The sequence below is a fragment of the Enterobacter sp. Bisph1 genome (assembly GCF_000814905.1).
Classification (GTDB): domain Bacteria; phylum Pseudomonadota; class Gammaproteobacteria; order Enterobacterales; family Enterobacteriaceae; genus Kosakonia.
On sequence record NZ_JXAG01000031.1, the window covers coordinates 149,362 to 174,539 of the forward strand.

Below are 25,178 nucleotides of genomic sequence, written 5' to 3' on the forward strand. Positions count from 1 at the left end.
GGATGCTTTGTACTGAAAGAATTTTTAATTCATAATTACTATCAATTATTGGAATATTAAATTCGTTCATCGACAGCCTGTCGCGGATGGGTTTTGCTCCCGGAGATCTTATGAATTGCTTAATTCGCATTCGCCAGCGCTATCCCAGCCTTGCGCAAAGCGATAGAAAACTGGCGGAGTTTCTGCTGGAAAATCCCGATCGCGCCCGCCATCTGAGTTCGCAACAGCTGGCGGCTGAAGCGGGCGTTAGCCAGTCTAGCGTGGTGAAATTCGCGCAGAAAATGGATTTTAAAGGTTTCCCGGCGATGAAACTGGCGATCAGCGAAGCGCTGGCCAGCAACAGCAACCCCTGGTCAGTCCCGGTGCATAACCAAATTCGCGGCGACGATGCCCTAAGGGTTGTCGGTGAGAAGCTAATTAAAGAGTACCAGAGCGCGATGCATGCTTCGCTGGATGTGAACAGTGAAGAGAAACTGATCCACAGCGTGCGTATGCTACGCGAGGCGAAACGTGTTGTCCTGACGGGCATTGGCGCTTCCGGGCTGGTGGCGCGTAACTTTGGCTGGAAACTGATGAAGATCGGTCTGAATGCGGTGGTTGAGCAGGATATGCACGCGCTGCTGGCAACCGTCCAGGCGATGGCGCCGGGGGATTTGCTGCTGCCGGTCTCTTATAGCGGCGAGCGCCGTGAGATTAATATGGCGGCGGATGAGACGCTGCGCGTCGGCGGCAAAATTCTGGCGATAACCGGCTTTACCCCTAATGCGCTGCAGCAGCGCGCCACCCACTGTCTGTACACTATTGCGGAAGAGCAGGCGACACGCAGCGCGGCGATCTCTTCCACCAGCGCGCAAATGATGCTGACGGACTTACTGTTTATGGCGCTGGTGCAGCAGGATCTGGAACATGCGCCGGAACGTATTCGCCACAGCGAAGAGCTGGTGAAAAAACTGGTTTGAGCAGGATTTGATCGTATAATGCCCGCCCTGTTGGTGTTGTTTCTGAGAATTTCCTGATGGCGCTGTTAATTACCAAAAAATGTATCAACTGCGATATGTGCGAGCCGGAATGTCCGAACGAAGCCATTTCGATGGGCGACAGCATTTATGAGATTAACAGCGATCGCTGTACCGAGTGCGTCGGCCACTACGAAACGCCTACCTGCCAGAAAGTGTGCCCGATCCCGAACACTATTTTGAAAGATACCGCACGCGTGGAAACAGAAGAACAGCTGTGGGATAAATTTGTTCTGCTGCACCACGCCGATAAGATTTAACTCTCGATAATCACCGTCGCGCAGGCGTAATGGCGCTCGTCCGCCAGCGTCACGTGCATGGTTCGCACGCCCAGCCGTTCTGCCATCAGTAGCGCTTCATCCCACAGACGCAGGCTCGGTTTACCTAAAGCATCGTTAAACACTTCGAACTGATTAAACGCAAGACCGTTGCGGATACCGGTGCCAAAGGCTTTCGCCGCCGCCTCTTTAACGGCAAAGCGCTTCGCCAGAAAGCGTACCGGTTGCTGATGCGCCTGGTAGAGCGCCCATTCGTTATCGCTGAGCACCCGTTTCGCCAGGCGATCGCCACTGCGGGCGATCACCGCTTCGATGCGGGCTATCTCAACGATATCGGTTCCCAGCCCAAGAATTGCCATTATGCACGCGCTTCCAGCATCAGACGTTTCATCTCTGCCACCGCCTCTTGCAGACCGCTCATCACCGCGCGGCCAATAATGGCGTGGCCGATATTCAACTCATGCATTTCCGGCAGCGCAGCAATGGCTTTGACGTTGTGATAAGTCAGGCCATGCCCGGCATTGACCTTCAGACCCAGGCTAGCTGCATACGTTGCGGCGCTGGCAATGCGCGCCAGCTCTTTGGCCTGCTCAGCGTCGTTTTCGGCATCGGCGTAACAGCCGGTATGGATTTCGATATAGGGTGCGCCAACCTCGGCGGCGGCTTTGATCTGCTCAACGTCTGCATCGATAAACAGCGAGACCAGAATCCCCGACTGGACGAGGCGCTGGCAGGCATTACGCATTTTCTCACGCTGTCCGGCGACATCCAGCCCGCCTTCAGTAGTCACTTCCTGACGTTTTTCCGGCACCAGGCAGCAGAAATGGGGCTGAGTTTCGCAGGCAATGGCCAGCATCTCTTCGGTGACCGCCATTTCGAGGTTCATGCGCGTATGCAGAGTCTGGCGCAAAATGCGCACATCGCGATCGGTAATATGGCGGCGGTCTTCACGCAAATGCACCGTGATCCCATCGGCACCCGCCTGTTCAGCGATAAAGGCCGCCTGCACCGGATCCGGATACGCCGTACCGCGCGCGTTACGCAAAGTGGCAATATGATCGATGTTGACGCCCAACAGTAATTCAGCCATGACAATCCTCAATGTTCTCAAAGGTTGTGGCGCGACCCTCGCCGCGCCCGCCCGGTTAATTTTTACCTTTTCGGCATAAACTGCCGAAACAGCTCCCTGCTTTTAAGCGGTTTGCCGCCAAGATACGGCTTTAACGCGATGCGGGTAAAGCGTTTTGCGGCGCGTAACGTGTCGATGTCGGGAAATTCCCGCTCCGCCAGGGCGCGTAAATGCCGCCCGGTAAAGCTGCTGTTGTCCAGCACTACGCTGGCGATAAAGCCCTTCTCTTCCCGGTAACGATAGGTCATTACATCATCGACCGGCTCGCCGCTGCCCGCACAGTGAAGGAAATCGACGCCATAGCCCAGGTGCCCCAGCAGCGCCAGCTCAAAGCGACGCAGCACCGCTTCCGGCGAGCCGGTTACGCCTGCCAGCGCCTGAATACAGTGCAGATAATCGAAAAACAGATCGGAGAAGCGCGTTTCATGTTCGAGGACGCGGGAGATAAGTTCGTTAACGTAGAGACCGCTGTATAGCGTGATGCCGCTCAACGGTAGCGCAAGGGAGACGGCTTCTGCGCTGCGCAGCGTTTTGACTTCGCCACGCCCGCTAAAGCGAACCAGCAAGGGGGTAAAAGGCTGCAATGCGCCTTTTAGATTAGAACGTTTGGAACGCGCGCCTTTAGCCACAAGGCGCACGCGGCCTGACTCTTCCGTGAAAACATCCAGCATCAGGCTGGTTTCGCTCCACGGGCGACTATGCAGAACAAAGGCGCGCTGCCAGCCTTCCATATTATTCTCGTCGTTCAGATTGCAGGAGCCTGCGCACAAGGCGCGCGCAGATAAACGTCAGCGCCAAAAATTTCATCTTCTTGCCGCCCGCCTGCAACCCACAAACTATCGAGAGCAGGCGCTTAAAGATCGTCTACATAACCGAGACTACGCAGCGCGCGCTCGTCGTCGGCCCAGCCGGATTTCACCTTCACCCACAGTTCAAGGTGAACTTTGGCTTCGAACATCTCTTCCATATCTTTACGGGCTTCAATACCGATGGTTTTAATTTTGGCGCCTTTATTGCCAATCACCATTTTCTTCTGCCCTTCGCGCTCAACGAGGATCAGCCCGTTGATGTCATACCCACCGCGCTCGTTAGTGATAAAGCGTTCGATCTCTACCGTTACCGAGTACGGCAGCTCTGCGCCGAGGAAACGCATCAGTTTTTCACGGATGATTTCCGAGGCCATAAAGCGCTGTGAGCGGTCGGTGACGTAATCTTCCGGGAAGTGGTGAACCGCTTCCGGCAGGTGCTTACGCACGACGCTGGCGATGGTATCAACGTTAGTACCGGTTTCCGCCGAGAGCGGCACGATATCGAGGAAGTTCATTTGGCTGGCTAAAAACTGCAGGTGCGGCAGCAGGTCCGCTTTTTCCTGCACGTTGTCGACCTTGTTAACCGCGAGGATCACCGGCGCTTTGCCGTCGCGCAGCTTGTTAAGCACCATTTCGTCATCCGCCGTCCAGCGCGTGCCTTCAACGACGAAAATTACCAGCTCAACGTCACCGATAGAGCTACTGGCCGCTTTGTTCATCAGACGGTTGATGGCCCGCTTCTCTTCCATATGCAGACCGGGGGTATCGACGTAAACCGCCTGATATTCCCCTTCGGTATGGATACCGAGAATGCGGTGGCGCGTGGTCTGCGCTTTGCGGGAAGTGATCGAAATCTTCTGCCCGAGCAGTTTATTCAAAAGCGTTGATTTACCGACGTTGGGACGTCCAACGATGGCGATAAACCCGCAGTAACTCTTTTCAGTTTCAGTGGTCATTCCAGCTCCAGTTTTTTCAGCGCCTGTTCGGCGGCAGCCTGCTCCGCCTTACGACGGCTGGAACCCGTGCCTACCACCGGTTCACTCAGGCCGCTGACCTGGCAGTGGATAGTAAATTCTTGATCGTGCGCTTCGCCCCGCACCTGCACCACCAGATAGGAGGGCAGCGGCAGATGGCGACCCTGCAAAAACTCCTGCAGGCGCGTTTTCGGATCTTTTTGTTTATCGCCGGGGCTAATTTCATCGAGGCGGGTTTGATACCAGCTCAGGATGAGTTGTTCGACGGTCTGAATATCGCTGTCGAGGAAGACCCCGCCGATTAATGCCTCAACGGTATCCGCCAGGATCGATTCACGGCGGAAACCACCGCTTTTCAATTCGCCCGGCCCTAAGCGCAGACATTCACCCAGTTCGAATTCACGGGCGATTTCTGCCAGCGTGTTTCCACGTACCAGCGTCGCGCGCATCCGGCTCATATCCCCTTCATCCACACGCGGGAAACGGTGATAGAGCGCATTAGCAATCACATAGCTTAAAATGGAGTCGCCGAGAAATTCGAGGCGTTCATTATGTTTGCTACTGGCGCTGCGATGCGTTAACGCCTGCTGCAACAGATCATGATGTTGGAAAGTGTAGCCCAGCTTCCGCTGAAGCCGATTAATTACGATGGGGTTCATGCGATACCAAATAAATAAATGCGTCAACAATGCAGCACACGAAACCGACCTGAGAAAACCAACGCGGTTTCGTGTGCTGTGGTGCCCGTGGGAACCAGCCTAAACTTAGGGGGAATATTCTATACGCAACGACCGGGGTTGTCGTTAGCCTGGTGGGAATAATCTTGCAAATAATTCGGGGCGCAAGCGCAATGCGTGCGCCCCGGTGAATTAATGAATGCCGCCGATACGACTTAAGCGGACGCCTGTTGGCCATTCACCTTCTTGTTTTTCGAAACTCATCCAGATTGCCGTGGCGCGGCCGACCAGATTCGCTTCCGGCACAAAGCCCCAGTAGCGGCTGTCTGCGCTGTTATCACGGTTGTCGCCCATCATAAAGTAATGACCCGGCGGCACAATCCAGCTGGCCAGCGGCTGGTTGGGCTGGCGATAGTAGATGCCGACCTGATCCTGCGCGATAGGCACCGTCAGAATGCGGTGCGTGACCTCGCCCAGCGTCTCTTTACGTTCAGCTAAGCGTACGCCATCGGACAGCCTCTGGCCTTTGGGTAACGAGAAGAAGCCGCTGCTGGCTTCGCCGCCGGAACGACGACCGAAGGTCTGCACAAAATCGCTCTCTTCCACGTTGCTGTAGGTCACCGGCAACGCGCTGCCGCACGCCTGCCCGGAGCTGCAGTTCGGCTGCACGGTAACTTGTTTAGCCACCGGATCGTAGGAGACTCTATCGCCCGGCAGGCCGACAACACGCTTGATATAATCCAGACGCGGATCGTCAGGGTATTTAAATACCGCAATATCACCGCGTTTCGGATGCCCGGTTTCGATCAGCGTTTTCTGATAAATCGGATCTTTAATGCCGTAGGCAAACTTCTCCACCACAATAAAGTCGCCGATCAGCAAGGTTGGCATCATCGAACCCGACGGGATCTGGAACGGTTCGTAGATAAACGAACGCACCACCAGCACAATCGCCAGCACCGGGAAAACGGAGGCACCGGTCTCCAGCCAGCCTGGCTTCGGACCGATCTTTTTCAACGTTTTCTCATCGAGCGCATCGCCTGTCGCAACCTGCGCAGCGGCCTGACGTTCCCGGCGTTTTGGTGCAAAAATAAACTTATCCATGCACCATAAAACACCCGTCACCAGCGTCGCGATCACCAGGATCAGGGCAAACATGTTCGCCATGCCAACTCCTTAAGATTATTTACTGTCTTTGCCTACATGCAGAATGGCCAGGAACGCTTCCTGCGGCAGCTCGACGTTACCGACCTGCTTCATGCGTTTCTTACCCTCTTTCTGTTTCTGCAGCAGCTTTTTCTTACGGCTTACGTCACCGCCGTAGCATTTCGCCAGAACGTTTTTACGCAGCTGTTTGACCGTTGAGCGGGCAATGATGTGGTTGCCAATCGCCGCCTGGATCGCGATATCAAACTGCTGACGCGGGATCAGATCTTTCATCTTCTCCACCAGTTCGCGGCCACGGTAAGGCGCATTCTCGTTATGGGTGATCAGCGCCAGCGCATCGACTCGCTCGCCGTTGATCAGCACATCAACGCGCACCATGTTAGAAGCCTGGAAACGTTTGAAGTTGTAATCCAGCGAAGCATAGCCGCGCGAGGTTGACTTCAGACGATCGAAGAAGTCCAGAACCACTTCCGCCATCGGAATTTCGTAAGTCAGCGCAACCTGATTGCCGTGGTAAACCATATTGGTTTGCACACCGCGTTTTTCCACACACAGCGTAATAACGTTGCCCAGATACTCCTGCGGCAGCAGCATATGACATTCGGCAATAGGTTCGCGCAGCTCTTCAATATTGTTCAGCGGCGGCAGCTTCGACGGGCTGTCGACGTAGATAATTTCTTTGTTAGTGGTCTGCACTTCGTATACAACCGTCGGTGCGGTAGTGATCAGATCCAGATCGTATTCACGCTCAAGACGTTCCTGAATGATCTCCATGTGCAGCAGACCGAGGAAGCCACAGCGGAAACCGAAGCCCAGCGCGGTAGAACTTTCCGGCTCATAGAACAGCGAGGCATCATTAAGGCTCAGTTTGCCCAGCGCATCGCGGAAGTTTTCATAATCGTCAGAGCTGACGGGGAACAGACCGGCGTAAACCTGCGGTTTCACCTTCTTAAAGCCCGGCAACGCTTTATCCGCCGGATTACGGGCAGACGTCAGGGTATCACCCACCGGCGCGCCAAGGATGTCTTTAATTGCACAAACCAGCCAGCCCACTTCGCCACACTTGAGCTCGGTGCGATCAACCTGTTTTGGCGTGAAGATCCCCAGACGGTCAGCGTTATAAACCTGCCCGGTGCTCATCACCTTAATTTTGTCGCCTTTGCGCATGGTGCCGTTTTTAATACGCACCAGAGAAACCACGCCCAGGTAGTTATCGAACCAGGAGTCGATGATCAGCGCCTGCAGCGGCCCGTCCGCATCGCCTACCGGCGGCGGAATATCGCGGACCAGGCGTTCCAGCACATCGGGTACGCCAACGCCGGTTTTCGCCGAGCAACGCACGGCATCGGTGGCGTCGATACCAACGATATCTTCAATCTCTTCTGCAACACGCTCAGGGTCGGCGGCAGGCAGATCGATTTTATTCAGTACCGGCACCACTTCGAGATCCATTTCGATGGCCGTATAGCAGTTTGCCAGCGTCTGCGCTTCCACGCCCTGCCCTGCATCGACCACCAGCAGCGCGCCTTCACAGGCGGCGAGCGAACGGGAAACCTCGTAGGAGAAGTCAACGTGACCGGGGGTATCGATAAAGTTCAGTCGGTAAGTTTCACCATCGTTGGCTTTATAATCCAGCGTAACGCTTTGTGCCTTAATGGTAATGCCGCGTTCACGTTCAAGATCCATGGAATCAAGAACCTGAGCTTCCATTTCGCGATCGGAAAGACCCCCGCAAATCTGGATGATACGGTCAGACAGCGTCGACTTACCGTGGTCGATGTGAGCGATGATCGAAAAGTTACGAATATTCTTCATAGAGTGAGTTTTTATGCCTTACGAGTAACTAAGAGGCCTGTTCGCGCCTGACGTCGATGTACTGAAACGCCGCATTCTACACTACAACAACAATGCGGGGAAATGGTGATACCAGGCAGAAAAACCGCGCGGTTATCGTAAGACTTAACGAGGATATTACGGTCGGCTTTCAGCAGATGCGCTGTCGACACGGATAAGATCCGGCGGCAGGCCGACGCTAAGGATAACCGGCTGCCATTCGCTGCGGGTGGCAAGCTTGGGCGATAAACCGCGCGCAAGTAAGAAACCGCCGACGCCGCCAAGCACCGCGCCGCAAAACGCCGCGAGATCCTCGCCAAACAGCGTCTGGAAAATAGCGCCCATCGCAAACAGCCCGACCAGCGGCGACATATAAACCAGCACCGCTGAACCCAACAGGCTGCTCTCGGCGATACCCAATTCCACTTTCTGCCCGACAACTAACGGCTCGGCGCAGGGTACTGCAATGGTATGGGTGGTTTGCGGGCCGAGTTTATTCAGCACCCGACTGCCGCAGCCTGCGCGCGAAGCGCAACTGCTGCAGGAGGCTTTGACATCACACTCAACCAGCGCGCTGCCATTTTGCCATGAGACGACGGTCGCCCACTCTTTAATCATTGCGCGGCCCTAAATTTGAGGCTGTCCGCAATACGTTTTGCGGTTTGCGGTGGCAGTTCGCCGACAATGGTAATTTCGGCATTTTCACGCACCGATGTACTCACGGTACGGCGACCGGTGCGCAGCATTTGATCGCTACTGTTTTGATTGGCGCGATTGACGTTCACGGAAAAGCTGAACAAGCCGTCGGAATAGAGGCGGGATTCAACGGGAACATCCATCGTCGGCAACTGGCGGCGGCTGCTTGAGACTTCACTAAACCCCTGCGGCAGCCAGGTGGGTTCCCAGTTAAAGACAACTTGATCCCCCGAAGGCAGGGAAAGCAGCGGCGGCAGAGTCGCTTTCGCCAGCGTTTGCATGCTGCTGGTCACCTGGTCGTTCACGGTGAAAGCGATGACGCGGAACTGCTCAAGGGTTTCGCCATCACGATCGAGCAAATCAACGCGCATCGGCAGACGCGTCTCCTCATCCATCCACACGATGTAACTATAGCGGGTGCCGTCACGGGCCACGACGCGAATTACTTCGCAAAGCCGGTCGGCAATACGCGTGCGTCCTACGGAGATAAAATCGTAGTAAGGAGAAAGACGTTTAAAGTCGGTATAAACCAGCGAAGGCAGTGAATCGACAATAAAATTGCCGTTCAGCGTGAAAGGTTCAAGCCCCGGTTCGAAATAGCTGATCTCATTACCACGCTGCACAACTTCGCGGCGCGGCCCGTCCATTTGCAACAGCTGCGCGAGAGGCCGATCGTTAAGACGGACATGCCGGTAGCGTAACGATTCAACACCCTGCTTGTTGATGCTGACGAAAGAGAGTTCGTAGTTGAGCGACTGGCTTGCCACGTTCATTTGCTGCAACAACGCCCCGGAGGATGTATCAGCCGAGGCGTTTGCAGATAACAACAGGCCAGCAGCCACAAAAGACATGGCACACCAAAGTTGCTTCATTACTGCGATTGCGTTCCTAAAGTTTGATTTCCTGGCACTTGTACAGCAGCCTGCTGGGTTTGCGCCTGCTCAAACTGAAGCTGCTCGGAGTGCAAACGGCGTTGCAGTTCGTAATCCTGCAGCATGGCATTAATGCGGCGGCGCTGTTCCTGCACCTGCTGCTGCTGACCGGCATTCGCCGTGGTATCAGCCGGAACACCTAAACTGACCGGGCTGGCTTTGCCCATCATCGGCAGCGTGTTAAATACCGGCGCTTCGGGTTGTTGGGTTGCTTCAGTCTGACCATTATAGTGCTGAACTCCGACAATAACGGCAAGGGATACGCAGGCGGCAACGCCCATTTGAGTCAGTTGGCTGGCCCACGGACGAACCTTGTGCCAGAACGGCATTTTCTTCCACTGATGCGGGGCGGGCTGCGCTTCCGGGATTAACGGCGCCGGTGCTTGAGCATCATTTTCGATAGCGGCCATAACGCGGGCGGAGATATCGAAATGGAGGAGTTCGGCCGTATCACCACGCATGGAATCGCGGATGAGGTGATAGCTCTCCCAGGTTTTCTGCATTTCTGGATCCTGAGACAGCTCAACGAGCAGCTCGCTATCCAGCGTTTCACCATCCATTAAGGCGGAAAGTTGTTCTTTCTGCATGCCTAATACCTTTTCAGTATCCCGCTATATTCAGCGCGTGATAAGCGGTTGAACTTTATTATCAATAGCTTCCCGCGCACGGAAGATACGCGAACGCACGGTACCTACCGGACAATCCATGATGGCCGCAATCTCTTCATAACTCAGGCCATCCAGCTCCCGCAACGTTATAGCCATGCGTAAATCTTCCGGGAGCGACTCAATGGTGCGGAAAACGATTTGTCGCAGTTCTTCTGACAACATTAAGTTCTCAGGGTTCGAAATTTCTTTCAGTGCACCGCCACTTTCCAAGTTTTCTGCTTCAATCGCGTCAACATCACTGGCTGGCGGCCTGCGCCCTTGAGCGACCAGATAATTTTTCGCTGTATTAACCGCAATTCGGTATAGCCAGGTATAAAAAGCACTATCCCCCCTGAATGAATCAAGCGCGCGATAAGCTTTTATAAATGACTCTTGTACGACATCAGGCACGTCGCCCGAAGGGACATACCGGGAAACCAGACTCGCCACTTTGTGCTGGTAGCGTACCACCAGCAAGTTAAAGGCTTTCTGATCTCCTTTCTGGACCCGTTCGACAAGGACCTGATCCGTTAACTGCTCGCTCATCCGAGGTAAAGTCTCCCCAAAACCAATTTCCACGCGTATCCAGAAACGCCACTCCCAAACTGCACTATATGAGCAAGCAGCGAGTTAGAGGGCCGGTCCGGAATAAAGTTCCGTTACGCCTTTGTTTTTGTGCATCGTTGTCAGACTTTTCATTCTCACTCATTATAAGTCCGCAAACTTTGACCAATGTGTTTTCTTAAGAAAAGCGCTCAAGATCGCCAGAGAGTAACGCAATACCGCTTTTTTTTCACCTCTAATACATCTTCCCTAACAAACTGCTTCGCAAACCCTTTTTTCCTGCGTGCCCTACCCTTATCCGCTTCCCTTGTTTAGTCGTTCATACAAACCACGCAAAAAATAGTGATCCCTGGCGAAGTGTGGTGCTATGCTGCGCCAACACTGTTTAGTAAATTAAACACGCTATGAAAACGACTCCTGAATACTCCTGTGATGTGCTGGTTATTGGCAGCGGCGCGGCCGGGCTTTCCGTAGCTTTGCGGCTTGCCGCCCTGCATAAAGTCATTGTTTTAAGCAAGGGACCGATTAGCGAAGGATCGACGTTTTATGCCCAGGGCGGCATTGCTGCGGTATTTGATGAAACCGATAGCATCGAATCTCATGTAGAAGATACGTTGATTGCGGGTGCCGGCATCGTTGAGCGTCACGCAGCGGAGTTTGTCGCCAGCAACGCGCGCCAGTGTGTGCAGTGGCTTATCGATCAGGGCGTTTCCTTCGATACTGAAGTGGCTACCAACGGCGAAACCAGCTACCACCTGACGCGTGAAGGCGGGCACAGCCATCGGCGTATTCTGCATAGCGCTGATGCCACCGGCAAAGCGGTAGAAAATACCCTCGTCAGCCAGGCCCTTAGCCATCCTAATATTCGCGTCCTTGAGCGCTGTAATGCCGTCGATTTGATTGTTTCCGACAAAATCGGCCTGCCGGGCATGCGCCGCGTTGTAGGCGCCTGGGTGTGGAATCGTAATAAAGAGCACGTTGAAACCTGCCAGGCGAAAGCCGTGGTGCTGGCGACTGGCGGCGCATCGAAGGTCTATCAGTACACTACCAACCCCGATATTGCTTCCGGCGACGGCATTGCGATGGCCTGGCGTGCGGGTTGCCGGGTAGCGAATCTGGAGTTTAACCAATTCCACCCGACCGCTCTGTTCCATCCGCAGGCGCGTAATTTTCTGCTTACTGAGGCGTTACGTGGCGAAGGCGCGCATTTAAAACGCCCGGACGGCAGCCGTTTTATGCCCGATTTTGACCCGCGAGGAGAGTTAGCGCCACGGGATGTAGTTGCCCGCGCTATCGATCATGAGATGAAGCGCCTCGGCGTGGAGTGCATGTATCTCGATATTAGCCATAAGCCCGCGGAATTTATTCGTCACCATTTCCCGATGATTTATGAAAAGCTGCTTGGGCTGGGCATTGATTTAACCAAAGAACCGGTGCCCATTGTACCGGCTGCGCATTACACCTGCGGCGGGGTAATGATTGACGAGCGGGGGCAAACGGATGTGAACGGGCTCTACGCCGTCGGGGAAGTGAGCTATAGCGGTTTGCATGGCGCGAACCGCATGGCCTCAAATTCGCTGCTGGAGTGCCTGGTGTATGGCTGGTCAGCGGCAGAAGATATCGCTCGCCGGATACCGCAGGCAGAAGCGGAGATGACGCTGCCTGCGTGGGATGAAAGCCGCGTCGATGATGCCGATGAACGCGTCATTCTTCAGCATAACTGGCATGAATTACGGCTGTTTATGTGGGATTACGTGGGTATTGTGCGCACCAGCAAACGCCTCGAACGCGCACTGCGCCGTATTACGCTGCTGCAACAGGAAATCGATGAGTATTACGCTCATTTCCGCGTTTCGAATAACCTGTTGGAGTTGCGCAACCTGGTGCAGGTCGCCGAGCTTATTGTCCGTTGTGCGATGGCGCGTAAAGAGAGTCGCGGGCTGCATTACACCCTTGATTACCCCGATTTACTGCCGGAATCCGGCCCGACAGTGCTGGCCCCGCAAACTTACATAAACAGGTAAAACGCCTGGGTCAGCGCGGTATAACTCTCCGAGTAGCGCTGATCCGGCCCGCGGATCGCCAGCCGATCGGCAAACAGTTCGCCGTCTCGCGGTGAAAACGCCAGCAGGACACGATGCGGCAGGCGGCTCTCCGTTTCGCTGACATCGGTGCGCAAACGCAGATGCCAGCCAAGCTTTAGCGCCTTAGCGGTAAATACTTCGCAGCCTTCAATCGGCAACACAACGCAGAAAAAGCCCTCTTCCGTTATCAGCGCGGCGGCAATCTCCAGTAATGCCTGGTGATCAAGGGTGGTGGTATAACGGGCTTTGTCGCGCTCCGGCGTGGCGCATTGTACCCCTTCGTCAAAATAGGGCGGGTTGCTGACAATCAAATCATAGCGCGCGGTATTTTCCGTACTCCACTGGCGGATATCCGCCTGATGGACCGTAATGCGTTGGTTCCACGGCGAAGCCTGGACATTTGTCCGCGCCTGTTCAGCCGCCTGCTGATCCAGTTCTACGGCGGTGATGGCGACGTCCTGGGAAGTACGTTGCGCCAACATTAATGCTAACAGCCCGCTGCCGGTGCCAATATCCAGCACATGTCTTGCTTTGGAAACCGGTGACCAGGCCCCTAACATCACACCATCGGTGCCGACTTTCATGGCGCAGCGATCGTGTGCAACAAAGAACTCTTTAAAGGTGAAGCCATCACGACGCAATTGCGGCTTGGGCTGGAGCATTTTTTTACAACCTCGATTCAGAAACGGGTTTAGCATAGGGGAAAGCGAAGCGCCGGAAAAGCGATAAGCAGACAACAGATGAAGATTGCAGCCGTAACGTCTATAATCAGCGCCCCACACAGAGGTAGAACATGACTGTAACGACTTTTTCCGAACTCGAACTTGACGAGAGCCTGCTGGATGCGCTCCAGAACAAAGGCTTCACACGCCCGACCGCCATCCAGGCCGCCGCCATTCCGCCTGCGCTTGAAGGCCGTGATGTTCTTGGCTCCGCGCCAACCGGCACCGGTAAAACGGCGGCATATCTGCTGCCCGCGTTGCAGCATCTTCTGGACTTCCCGCGTAAGAAATCCGGCCCGCCGCGCATCCTGATCCTGACGCCAACCCGCGAGCTGGCAATGCAGGTTGCCGATCATGCGCGTGAACTGGCTGCGAACACGCATCTGGATATCGCTACCATTACCGGTGGTGTTGCCTATATGAACCACGCTGAAGTGTTCAGCGAGAACCAGGATATCGTTGTCGCTACTACCGGACGGCTACTGCAATATATAAAAGAAGAGAATTTTGACTGCCGCGCGGTAGAAACCCTGATCCTTGATGAAGCGGACCGCATGCTGGATCTGGGCTTTGCGCAGGATATCGAGCATATTGCCGGTGAAACCCGCTGGCGCAAGCAGACCATGCTCTTCTCCGCGACGCTGGAAGGCGACGCGATTAAAAATTTCGCCGAGCGTCTGCTGGAAGATCCGGTGGAAGTTTCCGCGACACCTTCGACGCGCGAACGTAAGAAGATCCATCAGTGGTACTACCGCGCCGATGACCTGGCGCACAAAACCGCGCTGCTGGTTCATCTGCTCAAACAGCCTGAAATGAGCCGCTCTATCGTCTTTGTGCGCAAGCGCGAGCGCGTGCATGAGCTGGCAAACTGGCTGCGTGAAGCGGGAATCAATAACTGCTATCTCGAAGGCGAAATGGTGCAGGCCAAGCGTACCGAAGCGATTAGCCGCCTGACGGATGGCCGCGTAAATGTCCTGATCGCCACCGATGTTGCCGCTCGCGGTATTGATATTCCCGATGTTAGCCACGTCATCAACTTTGATATGCCGCGTAGCGGGGATACCTATTTGCACCGTATTGGCCGTACCGGCCGCGCGGGCCGTAAGGGTATCGCCATTTCGCTGGTTGAAGCGCACGACCATTTACTGTTGGGGAAAGTGGGCCGTTACGTTGAAGAACCGCTGAAGCCGCGCGTAATCGATGAGTTACGCCCGCAAACGCGCGCGCCGAGTGAAAAGCTGACCGGTAAACCATCGAAGAAAGTGCTGGCGAAACGCGAAGAGAAGAAAAAAGAGGCCAAAGAGAAGCCGCGCGTCAAACAGCGCCATCGCGATACCAAAAACGTCGGTAAAAGACGTAAACCGAGCGCCGCAAATAGCGCGCCGCAAGAGAAAGAAGAGTAAAAAAACGCCGGGATTTCCCGGCGTTTTTGTTTTTACGCAAGCCTATTACAGGCTTTCAGTAAAGGTACGCGCAATAACGTCGCGCTGTTGTTCTGGCGTCAGTGAGTTAAAACGCACTGCGTAACCTGATACACGAATGGTCAGCTGCGGATATTTTTCCGGATGTTCAACCGCATCCATCAGCGTTTCGCGACGCAGTACGTTAACGTTCAGATGCTGACCGCCTTCTACGCGCACTTCAGGTTTAACTTCCATCGGCACTTCGCGGTATTCGATTTCACCGAGTTTGCTGACGGCAACCACTTCATCTTCTGCAAAACCCCCTTTGGCGCATACGCAACGTGCTTCGCCTTTTTCGCTATCAAGCAGCCAGAATGAGTTCAACAGGTCGTCATTGGCAGCTTTAGTAATCTGGATACCCGTAATCATGAATAGCCTCCCTTAGGCACATTATTTGATTTGCCGGACGCCTTCCGGCCAATTGGTAAAACCATTGTTGTCTGGTTGTTTATATACCAGTCTGGCACTGGTCAAACCTTGATTTAAATCAAGAAAAACCACACACAGAAAAAGGGCATAAGGGAATATTATTGTTTTATATCAAGTTACGCCCGTAGCACGCTCTTAAAATTTTTGTAAATCTTTAAAATTTTTTTAGCAAAACACGGCTGCCTTGACGGTTGATTTTGTTCCAGAGAAAGAAGCAGTTAAGCTAAAGGGAACCAACTTCGCAGGAGAGCGGAATGACCACTTCATTAACCTGGCACGATGTGCTGGCAGACGAAAAACAGCAGCCCTACTTTATCAATACGCTCAGCACCGTAGCCGATGAGCGCCAGGCGGGCGTCACTATTTATCCGCCGCAAAAAGATGTGTTTAATGCTTTTCGTTTCACGGAGCTGGGTGACGTGAAAGTGGTGATACTTGGCCAGGATCCCTATCATGGGCCAGGCCAGGCGCACGGGTTGGCGTTTTCTGTGCGTCCGGGAATCGCTATCCCGCCTTCTCTGCTGAATATGTATAAGGAACTGGAAGCCAGCGTGCCGGGTTTTGTCCGCCCGCAACATGGTTATCTGGAAAGCTGGGCGCGCCAGGGCGTGCTGTTACTGAATACGGTGCTTACCGTGCGCGCCGGACAGGCGCATTCCCACGCCAGCCTTGGCTGGGAAACCTTTACCGACAAAGTGATTAGCTTAATTAACGAACATCGCGAAGGCGTGGTATTCCTGCTATGGGGTTCACACGCGCAGAAGAAGGGCGCGATTATCGACGGCAAGCGTCATCATGTGCTGAAAGCGCCGCATCCCTCGCCCCTCTCCGCCCATCGCGGTTTCTTTGGCTGTAATCATTTTGTGCTGGCGAATCAGTGGCTGGAACAGCACGGTGAAAAACCCATCGACTGGATGCCAGAACTTCCGGCGGAAAGCGAGTAAAAAAAGCCAGCTATTATGCTGGCTTCTTTATGACGACGCTGATTTCCATCAGGCCTTATTCTGACGCCACCACTCTGCCAGCAACACGCCGGTCGCGACAGAGACGTTGAGGCTTTCAACGTTGCCGGTGCCATTAATCGAGACGCTCAGATCGGCGCGGGACAGCGCTACGTCAGACAAGCCATCGCGTTCCTGACCCAGCACCAGCACCATCTTCTTCGGCAACTCTGCTTTAAACAGCGGCGTACCGTTATGACTCGATGTGGTCACCAGGGCATAGCCTGCTGCGCGGAAAGCTTCCAGCGCGTCGATAAAGCTATCGCCGGTAATCGCCTGAACGTGCTCCGCACCGCCTTCGGCCGTACGCACCGCAGCACCTGATTCAATCACGCCCGCGTCCTGCAACACGACGCCTTTCACACCGAAGTGCGCACAGCTACGCATAATGGCACCGAGATTATGTGGGTTACCCACATCTTCCAGCGCCAGTACGCAATCTTCTTCTGCCGCGTTCGCTACCCATTTCTCAACGCTTAAACCGTTACGTTTTTTGATCAGGAAGCAGACGCCGCCGTGGTGTTCCGTACCGGACGCTTTCGCCAGTTCGTCTTCATCAACCACATGGTAGGCTTTACGGTTCGCGGCCATCCAGCGCAGAGCTTCTTTGAAACGCGGCGTTACGCTCTGGACGAACCAGGCGCGAACAATCGAATCTGGACGGCTGGTGAAAAGTGCCTGGCAGGCATTTTCGCCATACACGCGCGTCTCTTCCGCACGCTGGCGGCGCAGCACTTCCGGATCGATAAAGCTTTTACCACTGATACCGCCGTGATCCGGTTTATCCGAGGTTTCGTCGCCCGGCGCGCGGGAAACGGTGCGCCACGGTGAATCCTCACGGCTGCTGAAATTGTCTCGCTGAGGGCGGCTTCTGTCGTCACGCGCAGGGCGGCCCCGATCGTCGCGGGAAGAACGGCTTTTATCGTCACGGCCAGCGCGACTTCTGTCATCGCGGGAAGTACGACGGTCATCGCCGCTGCGAGAAGATGTTCCGCTACGTGCCGGACCCTTGCCAGTGCGCGGGTTGTAGCCACGTTTATCGGAATCATCATCACTGCGGACATACATCACTTTGACCTTGCCGCTTTTATTCTTTAATTCATCGTTCATGCTTTTCTCCACCAGCGCTGCGCGAAGCGCGCAGATTACCCGATGTGCTGTCGCTTAGCCATTAATTCGTTCAAAAGTTATCGGCTATTGTACTCATTGAATAAATCGCATTGTCGTTTAAAACCTTCTTATTAATAATATGCAACATAGAAGAAACATATCGGCGAAATGCCGCTTTGTACCATCGCTTCCCTGAGGTTAGTTATGAATACCGTATGTGCAAGCTGTCAGGCGCTGAACCGCATTCCGCAAGAAAGGATGAATGACGGCGCAAAATGTGGGCGCTGTGGACATGAGCTGTTCGATGGAGATGTGATTAACGCAACCGGCGAAACGCTGGATAAATTGTTGAAAGATGATTTACCGGTGGTGGTCGATTTTTGGGCCCCCTGGTGCGGCCCGTGCCGCAACTTTGCGCCGATCTTTGAGGACGTTGCAGAAGAGCGCAGCGGCAAAGTACGCTTTGTTAAAGTGAACACCGAAGCGGAGCGCGAACTCAGCGCACGGTTTCGTATTCGCAGTATCCCCACCATTATGTTGTTCAAAAATGGTGAAGTCGTTGACATGCTGAGCGGCGCGGTACCAAAAGCGCCCTTTGATAGCTGGCTTAACGAATCATTGTGATCAAGACGGGGCGCATCTTGTGCCCCGTTTTCACCTCTGCGACAATGGCGTTTTACTTACGCGATCTTCATGACCAATAACGCCGTTCTTCAACTCCGCGCTGAGCGCCTTGCCCGTTCCACGCGTCCCTTTCTTGCGCGCGGCAACCGTATTCGCCGCTGCCAGCGCTGCTTACTACCGCTGAAACAGTGTCTGTGCGAGAGCCTGAAACCCTCTTGCGCCACCAGCCGCTTTTGCCTGGTGATGTTTGACACCGAGCCGATGAAGCCCAGCAATACCGGCCGCTTAATTGCCGATATCCTGCCTGAAACGCAGGCCTTTCAATGGTCACGGACCGAACCGCCGCAGGCGTTAATCGATCTCTGCGCCAGTGAGGAGTACCAGCCGATGGTTGTTTTTCCGGCCTCTTATGCCGGGAGTGAGCGCCAGGTGCTGAGTAAGCCGACCGGTGAAAAGCCGCCGTTGTTTATCATGCTGGACGGGACCTGGACCGAAGCGCGTAAAATGTTCCGTAAAAGCCCCTATCTCGATGCTTTGCCGGTGATCTCAGTCGATCTTTCACGCGTTTCCGCTTATCGTTTACGCGAAGCCCATGCAGAGGATCAATACTGCACCGCAGAAGTGGCGATTGCGCTTTTGGATTTGGCAGGCGATAACGCGGCAGCGCTTGCGCTGAGCGATCACTTTTCCCTGTTTCGCGAACGTTACCTTGCGGGGAAACCACACCATCCGTCCGCCATCACAGCAAACGCAGCAGAAAACGTTTAGAATCATCGGATCACACTTTTGTGGAGGCCGGTATGAGCCAACGAGGGCTGGAAGCGTTATTGCGTCCCCGATCGATTGCGGTGGTGGGTGCATCGATGAAGCCGGAGCGCGCGGGTTATTTAATGATGCGCAATTTACTGGCTGGCGGTTTCGCCGGACCGGTTCTACCGGTGACGCCCGCCTATAAAGCGGTACAGGGCGTGCTGGCATGGCCAGACGTTGCCAGCCTGCCCTTCACGCCCGATCTTGCCGTACTCTGCACCCATGCTAAACGTAACCTGGCGCTGCTTGAGGCGCTGGGGCAAAAGGGGTGTAAAACCTGCATTATCCTCTCTGCGCCACCCGATCAGCATGCTGATTTGCTGGCCTGTGCAGGCCGCTACCAAATGCGCTTGCTCGGCCCGAACAGCCTTGGCTTGCTGGCTCCCTGGCAGGGGCTGAATGCCAGTTTTTCACCGGTACCGATTACGCGCGGCAAGCTGGCGTTTATTTCCCAGTCTGCCGCCGTCTCTAATACCATTCTTGACTGGGCGCAGCAGCGGGAAATGGGCTTTTCCTACTTCATCGCCCTCGGCGACAGTCTCGATATTGATGTCGATGAACTGCTTGATTTCCTCGCCCGTGACAGCAAAACCAGCGCCATCTTGCTTTATCTTGAGCACTTAAGTGATGCCCGCCGCTTTGTTTCCGCAGCCAGGAGCGCATCGCGCAATAAACCGATTTTGGTGATTAAAAGCGGACGCAGCCCGGAGGCACAGCGTCTGTTGCACGTCAATGCGGGGCTTGACCCGGCCTGGGATGCGGCTATTCAGCGCGCCGGTTTACTGCGGGTGCAGGATACCCATGAGCTTTTTTCCGCCGTCGAAACCCTCAGCCATATGCGCCCGCTGCGCGGCGAGCGGCTGATGATCATCAGTAATGGCGCGGCACCCGCCGCACTGGCGCTCGATGAACTGTGGTTAAGTAATGGCAAGCTGGCGACGCTCGGTGAAGAGACGATAACGCAGTTGCGTTCCACGCTGCCAGAATATGTTACCCCCGCCAATCCACTCGATCTGCGCGATGATGCCAGCAGCGAGCGTTATATTACGGCGCTGAATATTCTCCTCGACAGCCAGGATTACGATGCGCTGATGATTATCCATGCGCCGAGCGCCGCAGCACCAGGCAGTGAAAGCGCCGTGGCGCTGATTGAGGCGCTGAAAAAACATCCGCGCGGAAAATATATCACCGTCTTGACCAACTGGTGCGGCGAGTTTTCTTCTCAGGAAGCGAGGCGATTATTCAGTGAAGCCGGGTTGCCAACCTACCGAACCCCGGAAGGCACGATTACCGCCTTTATGCATATGGTCGAGTATCGGCGTAACCAGAAACAGCTGCGTGAAACGCCGGCCCTTTCCATTAGCCTGACGGCAGATACCGCTGAAGCACGCCATCTGCTGCAACGGGCGCTGGCCGAAGGCGCTTCAACTCTTGATACCCATGAAGTGCAGCCCATCTTACGCGCCTGGGGGCTACAAACCCTGCCAACGTGGATCGCCAACGACAGTGCGGAAGCGGTGCATATCGCGGAACAGATTGGCTACCCGGTTGCGCTGAAGCTGCGTTCTCCGGATATCCCACACAAGTCGGAAGTTCAGGGTGTGATGCTGTATCTGCGTACCGCGAAAGAGGTGCAGCAGGCCGCAGAGGCGATTATCGATCGCGTGAAAATGAACTGGCCGCAGGCGCGTATTCACGGTCTACAGGTGCAGAGCATGGCGAACCGCGCCGGTGCGCAGGAGCTGCGGGTCGTGGTTGAACACGATCCGGTGTTCGGCCCGCTGATCATGCTGGGCGAAGGCGGCGTCGAATGGCGCGCCGAGGATCAGGCAGCGGTCGCCCTACCACCGCTGAATATGAATCTGGCGCGTTACCTGGTCATCCAGGCGATCAAAAGTAAAAAGATCCGTGGACGGAGCGCATTACGCTCCCTTGATATTGCCGGTCTAAGCCAGTTTTTAGTTCAGGTATCAAATTTGATTGTCGATTGCCCGGAAATCGAACGCCTTGATATTCACCCGTTGCTCGCGTCTGGCACTGAATTCACCGCGCTGGATGTCACTATGTCCATCGCTCCTTTTGCCGGTAATGGCGAAACCCGCCTTGCGATTCGCCCCTACCCGCAGCATCTCGAAGAGCAGGTAGAGATGAGAAATGGCGAGCGGTGCCTGTTCCGTCCGATTCTTCCCGAAGACGAACCTCAGCTACGAGCGTTTATTTCCAGGGTGACGAAAGAGGATCTTTACTACCGTTACTTTAGCGAGATCAACGAATTTACCCATGATGATTTAGCGAATATGACGCAGATCGACTACGATCGGGAAATGGCTTTCGTGGCGGTACGCAGCACGGATCGCGGCGAGGAAATTTTAGGCGTCACCCGCGCTATCTCCGATCCCGATAATATCGACGCCGAGTTTGCCGTGCTGGTGCGTTCTGATTTAAAAGGGCTTGGGCTCGGACGCCGTTTACTTGAAAAGCTCATCAGTTATACCCGAGATCACGGACTTAAACGTTTGAATGGTATTACTATGCCAAATAATCGCGGCATGATAACGCTGGCGCGCAAACTGGGATTTGATGTCGATATTCAGCTTGAGGATGGAATTGTCAGTTTATCCCTCCCTCTTACGCAGAGTGAGTAATCCCGAGTAAGGTACTGGAAATGTTGACCACTTTAGCAGGCTCGGTGTTATTATTGTCCGCTTATGTCGTCTGCATGCTACAGAAGACCCTTCAATAAACAGAGAAGAAACGCACTGTGATGTTGTCCAAATTTAAGCGTAATAAACATCAACAACACCTTGCCCAATTACCCAAGATTTCTCAGTCAGCTGATGATATAGCGTTTTTCTATGCGCCTGCTGATTTCAGGGAGACGCTGCTTGCGAAGATAGCTAACGCGACGCGCCGGATCTATATCATCGCCCTGTATCTTGAACAGGATGATGGCGGGAAAGGAATTCTGAACGCGCTGTATGAAGCGAAACGCCAGCGCCCGGAACTGGATGTACGCGTCCTTGTTGACTGGCATCGTGCTCAGCGCGGGCGTATCGGCGCGGCGGCGGCTAATACCAATGCGGATTGGTACTGCCGCCTCGCCGAAGAAAACCCAGGCATTGTGATTCCCGTTTACGGGGTGCCGGTGAATACCCGTGAAGCGCTTGGCGTGCTTCATTACAAAGGTTTTATTATTGATGACTGCGTGCTGTATAGCGGTGCGAGCCTGAATGATGTGTACCTGCATCAGCATGATAAGTATCGCTATGACCGATATCAGCTGATCCGCAACCCGCAAATGGCGGACATTATGCAGCGCTGGGTTGAACAGAATCTGATTCAGGGCCGCGGCGTGAATCGGCTGGATGATGCGCAGCGTCCAAAAAGCCCGGAAATCAAAAATGATATTCGCCTGTTCCGCCAGGAGTTACGCGATGCGACGTATCATTTCCAGGGGGATGCGGATAACGAACAGCTGGCAGTTACGCCGCTGGTCGGCCTGGGGAAATCCAGCCTGCTGAATAAAACCATATTCCATCTTATGCCCTGCGCGGAACATAAGCTGACGATTTGTACCCCTTATTTCAACCTGCCTGCGGTGCTGGTGCGTAATATTATTCAGCTGCTGCGCGACGGGAAAAAAGTGGAAATTATCGTTGGCGATAAGACGGCGAATGACTTTTTCATCCCTGAAGATCAGCCGTTTAAGATTATTGGTGCATTGCCCTATCTGTATGAGATCAATCTGCGTCGCTTCTTAAGCCGCCTGCAATATTATGTGAACACCGATCAGTTGGTAGTGCGTCTGTGGAAAGATGACGATAACAGTTATCATCTGAAAGGTATGTGGGTTGACGATGAGTGGATCCTGCTTACAGGTAATAACCTCAATCCGCGCGCCTGGCGTCTGGATTTGGAAAATGCAGTGCTGATCCACGATCCGAAGCATGAACTGGCTGCACAGCGTAATAAAGAGCTGGAGCTTATCCGCACGCATACTACGGTAGTAAATCATTATCGTGATTTACAGAGCATCGCTGATTATCCGGTGAAGGTGCGTAAGCTGATACGCCGCCTGCGTCGAATCCGTATTGATAAACTGATTAGCCGTATTCTTTAAAACTGAGCCCCTTCCTTGTGACGGGGCTTTTTTTCAGGTTCTGCAATGAAATACACTTTGCTGGCATTGAGTATGCTGCTGACAGGCTGTAGCCATATGGCAAATGATAGCTGGAGCGGTCAGGATAAAGCGCAACATTTTCTTGCCTCGGCGATGCTCTCCGCCGCCGGAAATGAGTACGCGCAGCATCAGGGTATCAGCCGTGACCGCAGCGCCGCGTATGGACTGATGTTTTCCGTTAGTCTGGGTGCCTCAAAAGAGTTGTGGGACAGCCGCCCGGCAGGGAGCGGCTGGAGCTGGAAAGATTTTGTCTGGGATATTGCCGGTGCCACCACCGGTTTCGCCGTATGGCAGCTGGCAAGATAGCGTCTACAGGCGGATGCCTTTTCCTTTGCGATGCAGCATTAACGAAACCAGAAATGCCAGTGCCCCCATCGCGGTAACGTACCAGAAGAAAGTGCTTTCGAATCCGAGAGATTTTAGCGACAGCGCAACATACTCCGCAGAACCGCCAAACAGGGCATTTGCCACGGCATACGATAAGCCAACCCCCAGCGCGCGTACCTGTGCCGGAAACATTTCCGCTTTCAGGATCCCGCTGATCGAGGTATAAAAACTGACGATCACCAGCGCCGCCATTACTAAGGCAAACGCTGCGTAGGGAGAGTTCACGCTGTGCAGTGCACTGAGAATCGGCACCGTACAGAGGGTGGAAAGTCCGCCAAACAGCAGCATCGAATTTCGACGACCTATCTTATCCGACAGCGCGCCAATGATCGGTTGAATCAGCATAAAGACGAACAGGGCTGCTGTCATAATGATGCTGGCGACGTTGGCATGCATTCCTGCCGTATTCACCAGATATTTTTGCATGTAGGTCGTGAAGGTGTAGAAGGCCAGCGATCCGCCCGCGGTAAAGCCAAGCACCATAATGAAGGCTTTGCGATTACGCCACAGACCTTTTAACGATCCCGCTTCTTTTAGCGCACGCACTTCCTGCTGGGAGGTTTCATCCAGCTGTCGACGTAGCCAAAGCGCAACAATCGCCAGCACCGCGCCGAGAGCAAATGGAATGCGCCAGCCCCATGCACGTAAATCTTCATTACTCAGTACCTGTTGCAATACGACAACAACCAGCAGCGCCAGTAATTGGCCGCCAATCAACGTGACATACTGGAATGATGCATAGAATCCTTTACGCCCTTCAACGGCAACTTCACTCATATAGGTCGCGCTTGTGCCATATTCACCGCCCACGGAAAGCCCCTGAAATAGTCGTGCCAGCAGTAAGAGCGCCGGGGCCCAGGTGCCAATGGACTCGTAACCCGGTAAGCAGGCGATAACCAGCGATCCAAAACACATCATGCATACCGAGATGAGCATGGATTTTTTACGCCCCTGGCGGTCGGCGATACGGCCAAATAACCAACCACCGATGGGGCGCATCAGAAAGCCTGCGGCAAATACGCCTGCCGTTTGTAATAGCTGAGTCGTTGTATTGCCGGCAGGGAAAAAGATATGCGCGAAATAGAGGGAGCAAAAGGAATAGACGTAGAAATCAAACCATTCAACTAAATTACCTGAAGATGCACCAACGATAGCCCATACCCTGCGTCGGGTGTCGCTACCGGTGAGCGGTGCACGTGTTGTCATACTGCTTTCAGCCATTCTGTGAATACTCCAGCCAAAGATATTGGTGAGCCGAGCATGGTGAATGTCCCTGTCCACTCTGCGCAAAGACCAAAAAGTTACATATTTGTTATATTTATAGCGTGACGTACATCACACTTTAACGGGGCAGGACAGTGATTCAGAATATCGGCAAAGCGCTATAGAGCCTGGAAGCCCGGTTTCCTTTAGGCGTCTGGAGCATTTAGGAAAGTAAAATATCAGGGGAATCGGTACTTGATTTGAATAATGTGGAACAGATAGCCGCGTTTATTATGAATAAGGCTGGGTTAACGGCTTGATTTAGAAAACAGAAAAGGCGAAAACCCGGCTTTATGGTCGGGTTATTTACGTAGCGGGCATTTTTTGCTGCGGAAGAAACGCAAAAAGGCCATCCGTCAGGATGGCCTTCTGCTTGTTTGATG

The 25,178-nt window shown here is 54.1% G+C and carries 26 protein-coding genes; 10 read left to right on the forward strand and 16 right to left on the reverse strand.

The genetic code is table 11. The annotated features are described in order from the left end of the window. Positions 1-110: 110 nt before the first annotated feature. Complete coding sequence (locus RW65_RS06685) at positions 111-959, forward strand: MurR/RpiR family transcriptional regulator (protein ID WP_039055919.1); 849 nt, start codon at positions 111-113, stop codon at positions 957-959. Positions 960-1,015: 56 nt separating this feature from the next. Then, a complete protein-coding gene (locus RW65_RS06690) occupies positions 1,016-1,276 on the forward strand; it encodes a YfhL family 4Fe-4S dicluster ferredoxin (protein ID WP_039055920.1) in 261 nt (86 codons plus the stop codon). Here the strand turns inward: RW65_RS06690 and acpS are convergent. From acpS to rpoE, 11 genes are all read right to left on the reverse strand, one after another. Beyond that, on the reverse strand, positions 1,273-1,653 hold the full coding sequence (gene acpS / locus RW65_RS06695) for a holo-ACP synthase (RefSeq protein ID WP_039055921.1): 381 nt from the start codon (positions 1,651-1,653) through the stop codon (positions 1,273-1,275). The two genes, RW65_RS06690 and acpS, sit on opposite strands and share 4 nt — an antisense overlap. Next, positions 1,653-2,384, reverse strand: a complete 732-nt coding sequence (gene pdxJ, locus RW65_RS06700) for a pyridoxine 5'-phosphate synthase (protein ID WP_039055922.1) — start codon at positions 2,382-2,384, stop codon at positions 1,653-1,655. The genes acpS and pdxJ overlap by 1 nt, the downstream gene beginning before the upstream one ends. A 62-nt stretch (positions 2,385-2,446) precedes the next feature. Then, complete coding sequence (gene recO / locus RW65_RS06705; protein WP_039055923.1) at positions 2,447-3,154, reverse strand: DNA repair protein RecO; 708 nt, start codon at positions 3,152-3,154, stop codon at positions 2,447-2,449. A 122-nt stretch (positions 3,155-3,276) separates the two neighbouring features. Then, the gene (gene era, locus RW65_RS06710) at positions 3,277-4,188 is read right to left on the reverse strand and encodes a GTPase Era (RefSeq protein ID WP_039055924.1); all 912 of its coding nucleotides are present in this window, start codon (positions 4,186-4,188) and stop codon (positions 3,277-3,279) included. Beyond that, positions 4,185-4,865, reverse strand: coding sequence for a ribonuclease III (gene rnc, locus RW65_RS06715; RefSeq protein ID WP_039055925.1), 681 nt, complete (start codon positions 4,863-4,865; stop codon positions 4,185-4,187). The genes era and rnc overlap by 4 nt, the downstream gene beginning before the upstream one ends. A 210-nt stretch (positions 4,866-5,075) precedes the next feature. Next, positions 5,076-6,050 (reverse strand): signal peptidase I, encoded by a 975-nt coding sequence (gene lepB / locus RW65_RS06720; protein WP_039055926.1) that lies wholly within the window; start codon positions 6,048-6,050, stop codon positions 5,076-5,078. A 15-nt stretch (positions 6,051-6,065) separates the two neighbouring features. Further along, positions 6,066-7,865 (reverse strand): translation elongation factor 4, encoded by a 1,800-nt coding sequence (gene lepA / locus RW65_RS06725; protein ID WP_039055927.1) that lies wholly within the window; start codon positions 7,863-7,865, stop codon positions 6,066-6,068. Between the two features lie 156 nt (positions 7,866-8,021). Further along, positions 8,022-8,501 (reverse strand): SoxR-reducing system protein RseC, encoded by a 480-nt coding sequence (gene rseC, locus RW65_RS06730; protein WP_039055928.1) that lies wholly within the window; start codon positions 8,499-8,501, stop codon positions 8,022-8,024. Then, positions 8,498-9,451, reverse strand: coding sequence for a sigma-E factor regulatory protein RseB (rseB, locus tag RW65_RS06735; RefSeq protein ID WP_039055929.1), 954 nt, complete (start codon positions 9,449-9,451; stop codon positions 8,498-8,500). Before rseB ends, rseC begins: the two co-directional genes overlap by 4 nt. Continuing rightward, positions 9,451-10,098: an anti-sigma-E factor RseA gene (gene rseA / locus RW65_RS06740; protein ID WP_039055930.1), complete on the reverse strand. Its 648-nt coding sequence runs from the start codon at positions 10,096-10,098 to the stop codon at positions 9,451-9,453. Before rseA ends, rseB begins: the two co-directional genes overlap by 1 nt. 30 nt (positions 10,099-10,128) lie before the next feature. After that, positions 10,129-10,704 carry an RNA polymerase sigma factor RpoE gene (gene rpoE, locus RW65_RS06745; RefSeq protein ID WP_039055931.1) on the reverse strand — a complete coding sequence of 192 codons (576 nt, stop codon included), beginning with the start codon at positions 10,702-10,704 and terminating at the stop codon, positions 10,129-10,131. Between the two features lie 422 nt (positions 10,705-11,126). On the opposite strand from rpoE, the gene nadB reads away from it, so the two are divergent. Further along, positions 11,127-12,746 (forward strand): L-aspartate oxidase, encoded by a 1,620-nt coding sequence (gene nadB, locus RW65_RS06750; protein ID WP_039055932.1) that lies wholly within the window; start codon positions 11,127-11,129, stop codon positions 12,744-12,746. On the opposite strand, the gene trmN is transcribed toward nadB, so the two are convergent. Continuing rightward, positions 12,731-13,468 (reverse strand): tRNA(1)(Val) (adenine(37)-N(6))-methyltransferase TrmN, encoded by a 738-nt coding sequence (gene trmN, locus RW65_RS06755; protein WP_039055933.1) that lies wholly within the window; start codon positions 13,466-13,468, stop codon positions 12,731-12,733. The two genes, nadB and trmN, sit on opposite strands and share 16 nt — an antisense overlap. A gap of 131 nt (positions 13,469-13,599) precedes the next feature. On the opposite strand from trmN, the gene srmB reads away from it, so the two are divergent. Further along, the gene (gene srmB / locus RW65_RS06760; protein ID WP_039055934.1) at positions 13,600-14,931 is read left to right on the forward strand and encodes an ATP-dependent RNA helicase SrmB; all 1,332 of its coding nucleotides are present in this window, start codon (positions 13,600-13,602) and stop codon (positions 14,929-14,931) included. A 45-nt stretch (positions 14,932-14,976) separates the two neighbouring features. On the opposite strand, the gene grcA is transcribed toward srmB, so the two are convergent. Next, positions 14,977-15,360 (reverse strand): autonomous glycyl radical cofactor GrcA, encoded by a 384-nt coding sequence (gene grcA, locus RW65_RS06765; protein ID WP_039055935.1) that lies wholly within the window; start codon positions 15,358-15,360, stop codon positions 14,977-14,979. Positions 15,361-15,674: 314 nt separating this feature from the next. Between grcA and ung the strand changes: the two genes are divergently transcribed. Beyond that, positions 15,675-16,364, forward strand: a complete 690-nt coding sequence (gene ung / locus RW65_RS06770) for a uracil-DNA glycosylase (protein ID WP_039055936.1) — start codon at positions 15,675-15,677, stop codon at positions 16,362-16,364. 48 nt (positions 16,365-16,412) lie between these two features. Here ung and RW65_RS06775 read toward each other — a convergent pair whose 3' ends face one another. Continuing rightward, positions 16,413-17,531 carry a tRNA/rRNA methyltransferase gene (locus RW65_RS06775; RefSeq protein WP_039055937.1) on the reverse strand — a complete coding sequence of 373 codons (1,119 nt, stop codon included), beginning with the start codon at positions 17,529-17,531 and terminating at the stop codon, positions 16,413-16,415. 204 nt (positions 17,532-17,735) lie between these two features. On the opposite strand from RW65_RS06775, the gene trxC reads away from it, so the two are divergent. The 5 genes from trxC (at position 17,736) to RW65_RS06800 (ending at position 23,451) form a co-directional block, all read left to right on the forward strand. Next, complete coding sequence (trxC, locus tag RW65_RS06780) at positions 17,736-18,155, forward strand: thioredoxin TrxC (RefSeq protein ID WP_039055938.1); 420 nt, start codon at positions 17,736-17,738, stop codon at positions 18,153-18,155. 69 nt (positions 18,156-18,224) lie between these two features. Beyond that, positions 18,225-18,923, forward strand: coding sequence for a tRNA-uridine aminocarboxypropyltransferase (locus RW65_RS06785; protein WP_039055939.1), 699 nt, complete (start codon positions 18,225-18,227; stop codon positions 18,921-18,923). 32 nt (positions 18,924-18,955) lie between these two features. After that, positions 18,956-21,610, forward strand: a complete 2,655-nt coding sequence (locus RW65_RS06790) for a bifunctional acetate--CoA ligase family protein/GNAT family N-acetyltransferase (RefSeq protein ID WP_039055940.1) — start codon at positions 18,956-18,958, stop codon at positions 21,608-21,610. Positions 21,611-21,729: 119 nt separating this feature from the next. Then, a complete protein-coding gene (pssA, locus tag RW65_RS06795; protein WP_039055941.1) occupies positions 21,730-23,085 on the forward strand; it encodes a CDP-diacylglycerol--serine O-phosphatidyltransferase in 1,356 nt (451 codons plus the stop codon). A gap of 45 nt (positions 23,086-23,130) precedes the next feature. Then, positions 23,131-23,451 (forward strand): YfiM family lipoprotein, encoded by a 321-nt coding sequence (locus RW65_RS06800; protein ID WP_039055942.1) that lies wholly within the window; start codon positions 23,131-23,133, stop codon positions 23,449-23,451. 3 nt (positions 23,452-23,454) lie between these two features. Here RW65_RS06800 and RW65_RS06805 read toward each other — a convergent pair whose 3' ends face one another. After that, positions 23,455-24,753 carry an MFS family transporter gene (locus tag RW65_RS06805; protein ID WP_039055944.1) on the reverse strand — a complete coding sequence of 433 codons (1,299 nt, stop codon included), beginning with the start codon at positions 24,751-24,753 and terminating at the stop codon, positions 23,455-23,457. 205 nt (positions 24,754-24,958) lie between these two features. Beyond that, positions 24,959-25,178, reverse strand: a 220-nt coding sequence (locus tag RW65_RS22985) for a hypothetical protein (RefSeq protein WP_231564365.1), incomplete at its 5' end; no start/stop codon positions are given.

Excerpts from the sequence above, each read along its gene's own strand:
- RW65_RS06685 (WP_039055919.1), top strand. The coding sequence starts at position 111 with ATGAATTGCTTAATTCGCATTCGCCAGCGCTATCCCAGCCTTGCGCAA.
- RW65_RS06690 (WP_039055920.1), top strand. The coding sequence starts at position 1,016 with ATGGCGCTGTTAATTACCAAAAAATGTATCAACTGCGATATGTGCGAG.
- acpS (WP_039055921.1), bottom strand. The coding sequence starts at position 1,653 with ATGGCAATTCTTGGGCTGGGAACCGATATCGTTGAGATAGCCCGCATC.
- pdxJ (WP_039055922.1), bottom strand. The coding sequence starts at position 2,384 with ATGGCTGAATTACTGTTGGGCGTCAACATCGATCATATTGCCACTTTG.
- recO (WP_039055923.1), bottom strand. The coding sequence starts at position 3,154 with ATGGAAGGCTGGCAGCGCGCCTTTGTTCTGCATAGTCGCCCGTGGAGC.
- era (WP_039055924.1), bottom strand. The coding sequence starts at position 4,188 with ATGACCACTGAAACTGAAAAGAGTTACTGCGGGTTTATCGCCATCGTT.
- rnc (WP_039055925.1), bottom strand. The coding sequence starts at position 4,865 with ATGAACCCCATCGTAATTAATCGGCTTCAGCGGAAGCTGGGCTACACT.
- lepB (WP_039055926.1), bottom strand. The coding sequence starts at position 6,050 with ATGGCGAACATGTTTGCCCTGATCCTGGTGATCGCGACGCTGGTGACG.
- lepA (WP_039055927.1), bottom strand. The coding sequence starts at position 7,865 with ATGAAGAATATTCGTAACTTTTCGATCATCGCTCACATCGACCACGGT.
- rseC (WP_039055928.1), bottom strand. The coding sequence starts at position 8,501 with ATGATTAAAGAGTGGGCGACCGTCGTCTCATGGCAAAATGGCAGCGCG.
- rseB (WP_039055929.1), bottom strand. The coding sequence starts at position 9,451 with ATGAAGCAACTTTGGTGTGCCATGTCTTTTGTGGCTGCTGGCCTGTTG.
- rseA (WP_039055930.1), bottom strand. The coding sequence starts at position 10,098 with ATGCAGAAAGAACAACTTTCCGCCTTAATGGATGGTGAAACGCTGGAT.
- rpoE (WP_039055931.1), bottom strand. The coding sequence starts at position 10,704 with ATGAGCGAGCAGTTAACGGATCAGGTCCTTGTCGAACGGGTCCAGAAA.
- nadB (WP_039055932.1), top strand. The coding sequence starts at position 11,127 with ATGAAAACGACTCCTGAATACTCCTGTGATGTGCTGGTTATTGGCAGC.
- trmN (WP_039055933.1), bottom strand. The coding sequence starts at position 13,468 with ATGCTCCAGCCCAAGCCGCAATTGCGTCGTGATGGCTTCACCTTTAAA.
- srmB (WP_039055934.1), top strand. The coding sequence starts at position 13,600 with ATGACTGTAACGACTTTTTCCGAACTCGAACTTGACGAGAGCCTGCTG.
- grcA (WP_039055935.1), bottom strand. The coding sequence starts at position 15,360 with ATGATTACGGGTATCCAGATTACTAAAGCTGCCAATGACGACCTGTTG.
- ung (WP_039055936.1), top strand. The coding sequence starts at position 15,675 with ATGACCACTTCATTAACCTGGCACGATGTGCTGGCAGACGAAAAACAG.
- RW65_RS06775 (WP_039055937.1), bottom strand. The coding sequence starts at position 17,531 with ATGAACGATGAATTAAAGAATAAAAGCGGCAAGGTCAAAGTGATGTAT.
- trxC (WP_039055938.1), top strand. The coding sequence starts at position 17,736 with ATGAATACCGTATGTGCAAGCTGTCAGGCGCTGAACCGCATTCCGCAA.
- RW65_RS06785 (WP_039055939.1), top strand. The coding sequence starts at position 18,225 with ATGACCAATAACGCCGTTCTTCAACTCCGCGCTGAGCGCCTTGCCCGT.
- RW65_RS06790 (WP_039055940.1), top strand. The coding sequence starts at position 18,956 with ATGAGCCAACGAGGGCTGGAAGCGTTATTGCGTCCCCGATCGATTGCG.
- pssA (WP_039055941.1), top strand. The coding sequence starts at position 21,730 with ATGTTGTCCAAATTTAAGCGTAATAAACATCAACAACACCTTGCCCAA.
- RW65_RS06800 (WP_039055942.1), top strand. The coding sequence starts at position 23,131 with ATGAAATACACTTTGCTGGCATTGAGTATGCTGCTGACAGGCTGTAGC.
- RW65_RS06805 (WP_039055944.1), bottom strand. The coding sequence starts at position 24,753 with ATGGCTGAAAGCAGTATGACAACACGTGCACCGCTCACCGGTAGCGAC.